The organism is Meiothermus sp. CFH 77666, from assembly GCF_017497985.1.
Taxonomy (GTDB): domain Bacteria; phylum Deinococcota; class Deinococci; order Deinococcales; family Thermaceae; genus Meiothermus.
This window is the reverse complement of sequence record NZ_JAGDFV010000053.1, coordinates 1-8,524: the sequence shown is the minus strand read 5'-3', so window position 1 is coordinate 8,524 and position 8,524 is coordinate 1. Positions and strand designations below refer to the sequence as shown.

8 protein-coding genes and 1 rRNA gene are annotated in these 8,524 nt (G+C 62.6%); 4 read left to right on the top strand and 5 right to left on the bottom strand.

What is annotated here, in order from left to right:
• Positions 1 to 239: 239 nt before the first annotated feature.
• From J3L12_RS16335 to J3L12_RS16325, 3 genes are all read right to left on the bottom strand, one after another.
• The gene (locus tag J3L12_RS16335; RefSeq protein WP_208016111.1) at positions 240 to 1,130 is read right to left on the bottom strand and encodes a histone deacetylase; all 891 of its coding nucleotides are present in this window, start codon (positions 1,128 to 1,130) and stop codon (positions 240 to 242) included.
• 369 nt (positions 1,131 to 1,499) lie between these two features.
• Positions 1,500 to 2,219 carry a monothiol bacilliredoxin BrxC family protein gene (locus J3L12_RS16330; RefSeq protein ID WP_243455334.1) on the bottom strand — a complete coding sequence of 240 codons (720 nt, stop codon included), beginning with the start codon at positions 2,217 to 2,219 and terminating at the stop codon, positions 1,500 to 1,502.
• A 107-nt stretch (positions 2,220 to 2,326) separates the two neighbouring features.
• Entirely contained in the window at positions 2,327 to 2,803 is a 477-nt protein-coding gene (locus J3L12_RS16325; protein WP_208016110.1) for an Lrp/AsnC family transcriptional regulator, read from the bottom strand.
• A gap of 204 nt (positions 2,804 to 3,007) precedes the next feature.
• Here J3L12_RS16325 and J3L12_RS16320 point away from each other — a divergent pair, with 204 nt between their 5' ends.
• Genes J3L12_RS16320 through J3L12_RS16305 form a run of 4 tightly spaced genes read left to right on the top strand, consistent with a single transcriptional unit; the run spans position 3,008 to position 6,745 of the window.
• Positions 3,008 to 3,562 carry a cysteine hydrolase family protein gene (locus J3L12_RS16320; RefSeq protein WP_208016109.1) on the top strand — a complete coding sequence of 185 codons (555 nt, stop codon included), beginning with the start codon at positions 3,008 to 3,010 and terminating at the stop codon, positions 3,560 to 3,562.
• Positions 3,553 to 4,446 (top strand): drug/metabolite exporter YedA, encoded by an 894-nt coding sequence (gene yedA, locus J3L12_RS16315; RefSeq protein ID WP_347708938.1) that lies wholly within the window; start codon positions 3,553 to 3,555, stop codon positions 4,444 to 4,446. Before J3L12_RS16320 ends, yedA begins: the two co-directional genes overlap by 10 nt.
• Before the next feature lie 12 nt (positions 4,447 to 4,458).
• Entirely contained in the window at positions 4,459 to 5,523 is a 1,065-nt protein-coding gene (locus J3L12_RS16310; RefSeq protein WP_208016108.1) for a nitronate monooxygenase, read from the top strand.
• Positions 5,516 to 6,745, top strand: a complete 1,230-nt coding sequence (locus J3L12_RS16305; RefSeq protein ID WP_208016107.1) for an MFS transporter — start codon at positions 5,516 to 5,518, stop codon at positions 6,743 to 6,745. Before J3L12_RS16310 ends, J3L12_RS16305 begins: the two co-directional genes overlap by 8 nt.
• Positions 6,746 to 6,919: 174 nt before the next feature.
• Here the strand turns inward: J3L12_RS16305 and J3L12_RS16300 are convergent, their stop codons facing one another.
• Positions 6,920 to 8,215, bottom strand: coding sequence for a cytochrome P450 (locus J3L12_RS16300; protein WP_208016106.1), 1,296 nt, complete (start codon positions 8,213 to 8,215; stop codon positions 6,920 to 6,922).
• A gap of 190 nt (positions 8,216 to 8,405) precedes the next feature.
• A 16S ribosomal RNA gene (locus tag J3L12_RS16295) occupies positions 8,406 to 8,524 on the bottom strand; the annotation flags it as partial.

Genomic DNA, 8,524 nt, shown 5'->3' with positions numbered 1-8,524 from the left:
CGCCATCACCGTACTGAACTTGGCTTTACCGCTTGGTGGGCTTACCTCATCATCGCCCTGAACCTCATCGCTGCTTCCCCAGACCTGTGTATAGCTGACATCGTTTTGTGACTAGCACCAGTGATTACTCACATCCAGGTTTAGAGGGCCACAGGGCAAGACCATATCTCGGCCATCAGCCATAGACCATAGACTATAGACTATAGACTATAGACTATAGACTATAGACTATCCTGAGCTCAACGAGTGCCCAGCACATTGAGCGCCAGCCGGTAGGTCTGGGCATGGGCCTCCACTGTGGTGCGGGGGTCGCGGTTGTAGCCGCCGCCCATGACCACCACCAGGGGTACGTGGGCCTGCTTTACTTTTGCGAACACCCGCCGATCCCGCTCGGCCAGCCCTAGCAAGCTGAGGTTCAGCCGCCCAAAGCGGTCGTTATGCAGCACATCTACTCCGGCGTTGAAGAAGACCAGGTCGGGCTTGAAGGCGAAGGCCTGCTCGAGGGCGGGCTCCAGGGCTGCCAGATATTCGGCATCGCCGGTGGCATCGCCCAGGCCCACGTCTAGGCTGCTCTGCTCCTTCTTGAGGGGGTAGTTGCGCAGGGCGTGTACCGAGAGGGTAAACACGCGGGGGTCGCGCTGGAAAAAAACCGCCGTGCCGTTGCCCTGGTGGGCGTCCAAATCAACCACCAAAGCCCGTCCACGCCAGCCCCCGGTTCGCAGGTGGGCGATGGCTACGGCCACATCGTTGAACAGGCAGTAGCCCTCGGCCCGGTCTGGATAGGCGTGGTGGGTTCCCCCGGCCAGGTTGAGGCCCAGGCCGGTTTCCAGGGCATCCTGGGTGGCGGCCAGGGTGCCTCCGGCAGCATGCAAGGCCCGCGTCAGCAGGCTTTGGGTCCAGGGCAGCCCCACCTTGTGGGCCTCCTGGCGGCTCAGCCCCTCGGTGCGGAGCTTTTGCAGGTAGTCGTGGGTATGGGCCAGGGCCAGGGTCTCCCAGCCAATGGCGGGGGCTGGTTGGATGTTCAGTTCGTGCCGAAGCGCCTCGGCCACCCCGCCATATTTGTATTTGGGGAAGGGGTGATATTCGGGGAGCTCGAGGACGCAGTGGGAGGTGGAGTAGGCCCGGCGCATGCTTCCTCAACATGCCACACAAACCCCAAGCTTTGTGTGGTTTGGGTGGGTGATCAGATAAGCTCCCCGCAGAGCCCGTGCTCAATCCTGTAAACGCTTCCACATCTTTTGCAAAACTAATTGCTACCTTGATGGCGCTTAGCCTCGAGCCACCCCTGCTCATAAGGTTCCCATTGGAACCCCTCGAGGCTAAGCTTCAATGCCTGGCGCTCCATTTTCCTTCGCACTGTTGCCAGGGACTCCATTCCAGCCCCCCAATAGGGGGGTTCTTTATTGCTGGCTGCTCGGCACATTCGCGTTCCTGACGATGCAGGCATGAGAAATGCAAACCCCGCCACAGCAGGCGGAGACAAAAACGCCAGACGGGGTTTACAGCGTCTCGAGCTTCTGCCGCAGGGCCTGCGCCCGCTCACGCAAGGGCGTGGCCTGGGGGTTTTCTTGCTCGAACTGCATGATGGCCCTGGGGTGGATGTGGTGCTCGTCGGGGTTGCCAAAGAGCGAGTTGAGCAACTCGAACTCTTCCTGCGAACGCAGCGAGGCATCCTCGCGGAACATGTTCAAATACGTCCAGGTGAACTGCGGCTCGCTGACCGCGCCGCTCAGGTAGGCGTCCAGCAGGCGCTTGTAGGGCTCGAGGCCGGCAGGCGCGAGCCCACTGGGGGAGGGTAGGGGCTCAGTGTTCTGCGTGGGCCTCGTCTGGCGCTCGAGGTTGCTCGAGCCGCTTTCCTGTGGTTTTTCAACCTTTACATCGGGCAGGTACTGGCTGAAGAGGGACTCGAGGTTCTCCAGGGTAATGTCCCAGTTATTGAGCTCAAAGAGCGGCTGGCCGTTGCGAAAAAGGATAATCTGGGGCGAATGGTGCACAATGCCGGTGCGTTCAGCCACGCGGTTGGAGGCCGGGCGATGTTCGACCACCTTTATGATGCCCACCGGGATTTCGGGCCGCTCCCGCAGCATTTTTTCCACGTTGCCCCAGCCCTGCATGGTCTTGTGGCAGGTGCCCGCCTTGAATATGGCCGTGACGGTCTGGCTTTCGATGAACCTATCGGCTTCTTCGGGGGTGGTGATGGCGTACATGCGCTCTCTCATGGACTCGAGTCTAGTCGCAGGGGCTCTGGGCAAACGTTAGCCGGGACACTTCCAGCGCACAACGCCGGTGGGGGGCTCTCTTTGTAAGCGCTTACAAAGCTTGGAATCTACTGAACAGCTTTTTCGCTTTCGTCTGGAACCAGGGGGCGGCCCTCGAGCGCTGTGGAAAGCACAATGGTCGAGGTGATGCGGGCGATGCCCGGCACGGCCTTGATGCGGTAGATGAGGGCCTCTAAGGTTTTGGTATCGCTGGTGCGCACCTTGAGCAGCAGGTCGTTTTCGCCGGCGATGCTGTGCACCTCCTCGATCTGGGGAAACTGCTCGAGGGCGGGCTGGATCTCCCTTCCGGTAAAGTTGTTGTCCAGTCGGATGGCCACAAAGGCCGTCAGCTTGAGGCCCAGGGCTTCGGGGTCAACCTGAATTTTGTACGCTCGGATGACCCCCCTGCGCTCGAGTTTTTTCACCCGGTCATGCACAGCTGCGGGGGAAAGCCCCACCCGCTGGCCAATTTCAGCATAGGAGAGCCGGCTTTCCTGTTGAAGCTCGAGCAAAATGGCCCGGTCGCGCGCATCTAGTTGAACCATATTCGGTATGATAACAAAAGAACAAACGGTGTATGGACAAATAGGGATGTAAGCGTATATAGTTAGATTATTCCCCATTCTGGGGAATACCTCCAGACCCTCAACCTGAGCCAGAGCCTGTCATCCTCCGCAGGCACGCTTTAGCCAATCCCTTTCACGGCTCAGGTTGGGTTATTCTGGATACCTCAGGGCGAAAGGCGAACCATGTCCAGAACGGCTTTGCTGCTGATAGACATCCAACAAGGGCTCGACGACACCGCCTACTTTGGCCTTCGCAACAACCCCCAGTTCGAACGCAACGTGGCCGCCTTGCTGGACGGGTTTCGGCAGGCCGGTACGCCGGTTCTTCACGTTCAACATCACTCGCTTCGCCCCACCTCGCCGTTGCGCCCTGCTCAGCCCGGACACGACTTCAAGCCCGAGGCCCGTCCCCAGGAAGGGGAGCCCATCTTCGCCAAAACCGTCAACAGCGCCTTTATTGGTACCGACCTCGAGGCCTACCTGCGCCAGGAGGGCATTACCCGACTGGTGGTAGCGGGCCTGACTACCGACCACTGCGTCTCCACCACCGTGCGCATGGCCGGCAACCTGGGCTTCGAGGTGTGGCTGGTGGGAGATGCCTGCGCTGCCTTTGCCAAGCAAAGCCCCGAGGGCATGATTTCAGCCGACCAGGTGCACCGGGTGCATCTGGCCAGCCTGAGCGGGGAGTTCTGCACGGTGGTCAGCACCCAGGAAGCCCTAGAGAGAAAGTGGTCGTAACGGTGCAGCCGAGCCTGGCCCGCCCCCACAACCCGCCTCTGGTGCTGCTGGCACTGCTGGCTTTGTACTTCATCTGGGGCTCGACCTACCTGGCTATCCACTACGCCGTGCAGGGGTTTCCTCCTTTTCTGGGTAGTGCGATTCGCTTTCTGGTGGCAGGGGGGCTGCTGTTTGCATTCTTGCGTGGGCGTGGGCATCCCACGCCCACACCTGCGGAGTGGGGGGGTGCGGCCCGGGTGGGCATTCTGCTGATGGGGGGTGGCATGGGCGGGGTGATGCTGGCTTCCTCGCTGGGGGTGGCCTCGAGCCTCACCGCCATCTTTCCTGCCGCAACCCCCCTGCTGGTGGTGCTGTTCTCGGGTTGGTGGGGCCGCTGGCCGCACCGCACGGAGTGGGTGGGTCTGTTGGTGGGGTTTGTGGGGGTGGTGCTGCTCTCACTCGAGGGCTCCCTGCGCTCCAACCCGGTGGCCACACTCATTCTGGCCTGTGCGCCCCTGTGCTGGGCCTTTGGCACGGCCTGGAGCCGCCACCTTCCCCTGCCCGGAGGGCTGATGGCCTCGGCTACCCAGATGCTCACCGGCGGGCTTTTTCTGCTGGGCCTGAGCCTCCTCCTGGGCGAGCGCATGACCCAGATGCCGAGCCTGGGAGCCATCCTGGCCCTGCTGTACCTCACGGTGTTCGGATCCCTGATTGCCTACAGCGCTTTTACCTACCTGCTCGATACCGTTCGCCCTGCCCTGGCCACCAGCTACGCCTATGTGAACCCGGTGGTGGCGGTGCTGCTGGGGGTTTTCATTGCCCACGAAAAGCTGGACATCTACACCTTTATCGCCCTGCCCATCATTTTGCTGGGGGTGGCGCTGGTCGCGGTGGCGCGGAAGTGAGTACAATCCGGCATGGCTTTTGACCTAACCCCCCACCCCATCATTCAGGCCCCCATGGCCGGAGGGGCTACCACTCCCGAGCTGGTCGCTGCCGTTTCCAACGCGGGCGGGCTGGGCTCGCTGGCGGGGGTAATGCTTCCGCCGGAGCGGCTCCGCGAGGAAATCCAGAAAATTCGCACCCTGACCGATAGGCCCTTCAATGTCAACCTGTTTGTGTTGAAGCCGGTGCAGATTTCGCCAGCCGAACTGGAAACCGCCCTAAAGCGCCTGGAGCCCATCCGGGCCGAGCTGGGCCTGCCGCCGGGGAAGCCGCCTGTGAAGTTCAGCGAGGACTTTGAGGCGCAGCTCGAGGTGCTCCTGGAAGAAAAGCCCCCGGTGGTGAGCTTTCACTTCGACCTCTTACCCGCCCCCCAGGTCGAGCGTCTGCACCAGGCGGGTTGCAGGGTCATCGGTACCGCCACCAACGTGGCCGAGGCCCTGGCCTGGCAGGAGGCCGGGGCCGACTACATCTCTGCCCAGGGGGCTGAGGCTGGGGGCCACCGGGGCACCTTTATCGGGCCTTTCGAACATTCTATGACCGGCACCCTGGCCCTGCTGCCGCAGGTGGTGGCGGCGGTGAAAGTCCCCGTTATTGCCGCTGGGGGCATCATGGACGGGCGGGGCATTGCAGCAGCTTTGCTCCTGGGGGCTTCGGCGGTGCAGATGGGCACAGCCTTTCTGACCTGCCCGGAGGCGGGCATCCACCCCCTTTACAAAGAAGCCCTGTTGCACACCCAGGGCGACCCCACCGTGGTTACCCGCACCTTTTCCGGCCGACCTGCGCGGGGTTTACGCAACGCCTTCATCGAGCGCATGCAGCCCTACGAGGCCCTGGTGCCGCCCTACCCCATCCAGAATGCCCTTACCGCCGAAATTCGCCAGGCGGCGGCCAAGGCAGGCCGCCTCGAGTTCATGTCGCTGTGGGCGGGGCAGGCCGCCAGCCTGTGCCGTAGCCTGCCTGCCGCCGTGCTGGTCGAAACGCTGGTGCGCGAGACTCAAGAAGCCCTGCGCCAGATGGAAGGGGCCCTGCATGCCTAGGCTTTTTTACGGCTGGATCGTGGTGGTGGTGGCGGTGGTGGCGACCCTGATTGCCGCCGGTAACCGCTCGGTGCCGGGGGCCCTGATTCAGCCCCTCCACGACAGCACCGGCTGGGCCATTCAGAGTATTTCTTTCGCTACAGCCATTGGCCTGGTGCTCTTTGGCCTGGGGGCGCCCTTGAGCGGCTACCTGATGGATCGCCTGGGCCCCCGGCGCATCACCCTGTTTGGGCTGGGGCTGATGGGCCTGAGCATGGCCCTGAGCGCCCTGATGACCCAGGTCTGGCAGCTTCACCTCTTCTGGGGGCTCCTGAGCGGGGTGGGCACCGGGGTGGTGGGCGGGGTGTTGGGGGCCACAGTGGCCAACCGCTGGTTCATCCGGCACCGGGGGCTGGTGACGGGCATCTTTGGGGCGGCCACCTCGGCGGGCCAGCTCATCTTCATCCCGGCCCTGGTCTTCTGGGCCAGCGGGCTGGGCTGGCGCGAGGCCAGCTGGATCATGGCGGCGGTGTCGCTGCTGGCCCTCGTGCCGGTGTGGTTCTTCATGAAAGATAGCCCCGCCGAAATGGGGTTGCGGGCCCTGGGGGCGGCCTCTGGCTCGGCCCCCATGAAGATTACCGCCGACCCCGGCATCATGGGCAAGGCTCTGCATTCGTCCACCTTTTGGCTCCTGGCCACCACCTTCTTCATCTGCGGCGCGACCTCCAACGGCCTGGTGGGGGTGCACTTTATCCCCTATGCGGTCTCGTGCGGCCTGACCCCGACCACCGCCTCCGGCATTCTGGCCGTGATGGGGGCACTCAACTTTGTGGGCACCCTGGCTTCGGGCTACCTGACCGACCGCTACGACCCTCGAGTGCTGCTCAGCCTTTACTACGGCTTCCGGGGCCTTTCGCTCTTGTTCTTGCCCTTTGCCACCACCCCCGAGACCCTGCTGGTTTTTGCGGTGGTGTTTGGCCTGGACTACATCGCCACCGTGCCCCCCACCGTGGCCCTGGTGGCCGACAACTTCGGGCGGCAGAACGTGGGCACGGTCTACGGCTGGGTCTTTGCCGCCCACCAGCTAGGGGCTGCTGCCGCAGCCTGGGCCGGAGGGGCCGCCCGCGACGCGCTGGGCGAGTACAACCTGGCTTTCTTGCTGGCCGGGGCTATTGGGATTGCAGCAGCGCTCCTGTCGCTGGGTATCCGTCGGCCCCCCAAGCTGGCGGCAGCCCAGGGTTAAAAAAAGGGTTTGTCGAGAAAGGTAGATTGTTTGGGTAAAGCTGTTGTTCTGTCCAGGACAAGGGATTTTGAATCCCGGATGTTGAGATTTTTGTGAAGACCAAAGGCGTTGCGAGGGGTGTGTAGGTCGTTGGTGTGGCCGGTTTGTAGGGTGTGTGTTCAAACAAAGTTGGTATCACTTCCGGGCGCGTACCCGCATGGGCAGCCCCCCGTGGGCGCAGAGGGTGAAGTTGGGCTCGGGGCGGATGGGGGCGGGGCGGGTGAGCTCGAGGTCGAACTTTTGCAGCAGCGTGGCCACAATCAGCTTGTACTCCACGGTAGCAAAGCCCTGGCCGGTGCAGACCCTGGGCCCCAGGCTGAAGGGGAAGTAGGCCCCGCGCGGCAGCAATTTTTCGAACTCGGGGGTCCAGCGCTCGGGCCGGAACTCGTCGGGCTGCTCAAAGAAGCGGGGGTCGCGCTGGGTGGCCCACTGGCTCATCACAATTTGGGTCTTGGGGGGTAACTTGAGGCCGCCGAGCTCAAGCGCCTCCACGTTCTCACGCCCAATAATCCAGACCGGCGGGTACAGCCGCAGGCTTTCCTTGAAGATCTGATCCAGATAGGGGAGACGTTGCACGTCTTCAAAACCCGGCAGTGTGCCCAGGCTGTCCACCTCGGCCCTGAGCTTGGCCTTTACCTGTGGGTGCTGGTCGAGCAGGTACCACGTCCAAATCAGGGCGTTGGCGGTGGTCTCGAGGCCTGCCGTGATTACCGTGAGTACCTCGTCGCGCAGTTGTCGGTCGGAAAGCTCTACGTCGGACTGGCTCTGCGCTTCCAGTAGCATGGAGAGCAAATCGTCGCCCAGGTCGCCGCGCTCCCGCCGGTGGGCGATGTGCCGGCTCACCATCTCGTTCAGGGCCCGCACCACCCGGATGCCGTCGCGGTTCATAGCGGGGTGCCAGTCGGGCAGGTTGAGCCAGCCGTAGACCATCTGGCCCACCACCTTCTGCCCCAGCATGATGGCCCGGTGCATGATCTCGCGGTCTTCGCCAGCCTCCACATCGAACATGCACTTAGCCACCACCCGCAGCGTGAGGGCGTTCATGTCCTCGTCAATATGCCGAATTTCGCTGTTCTGCCAGTGCGAGAGCATCTCGAGGGTAAACCGGGTCATTACCTCGGCGTAGCCCTGGAGGCGTTTGTAGTGGAAGGCCGGGCGCATCAGCCGGCTCTGTTGCTTCCAGAACTCGCCCTCGGAAAGCAAAATGCCGTTGCCCATGCCTCCGGCAAAGGCGCGGGTCAGGTCGGATTTGTGGAACTGCTCGGCCCGCTCGATGAGCACTTCGCGGATCAGGTCGGGGTGGTTGAGAAAAACGATCTCCTTGCCTGAAGCAAAGCGGAAGGTGGTGATGTCGGGGCTGGTGCGGGAGAGGTGGATGAAGAATTGAAGGGGTTCCTGGCGCAGTTCAAGCTCGGTGGGGTCGAGGGTCATACCTTGAGCAGTGTACTGCTTTGCAAGGGGGGAGAAGAGAGGTTCTTCTCGGAGGGAATAAAAAACCCGCCCCTTGCGGGGCGGGCCGAATCTTGGCGCAGGTTAGGCGAGTCTTCGCTTGCGCGAAGGTCTGGTTCGGCTACGATGGCCGCCAGATTTGCGCCGCGAGCGGCGCAAAATAACTCCTTAGAAAGGAGGTGATCCAACCGCACCTTCCGGTACAGTTACCTTGTTACGACTTAGCCCCAGTCATGAGCCTTACCCTAGGCGCCTGCCTGTGGCTCCCGGCGACTTCAGGCAAAACCCACT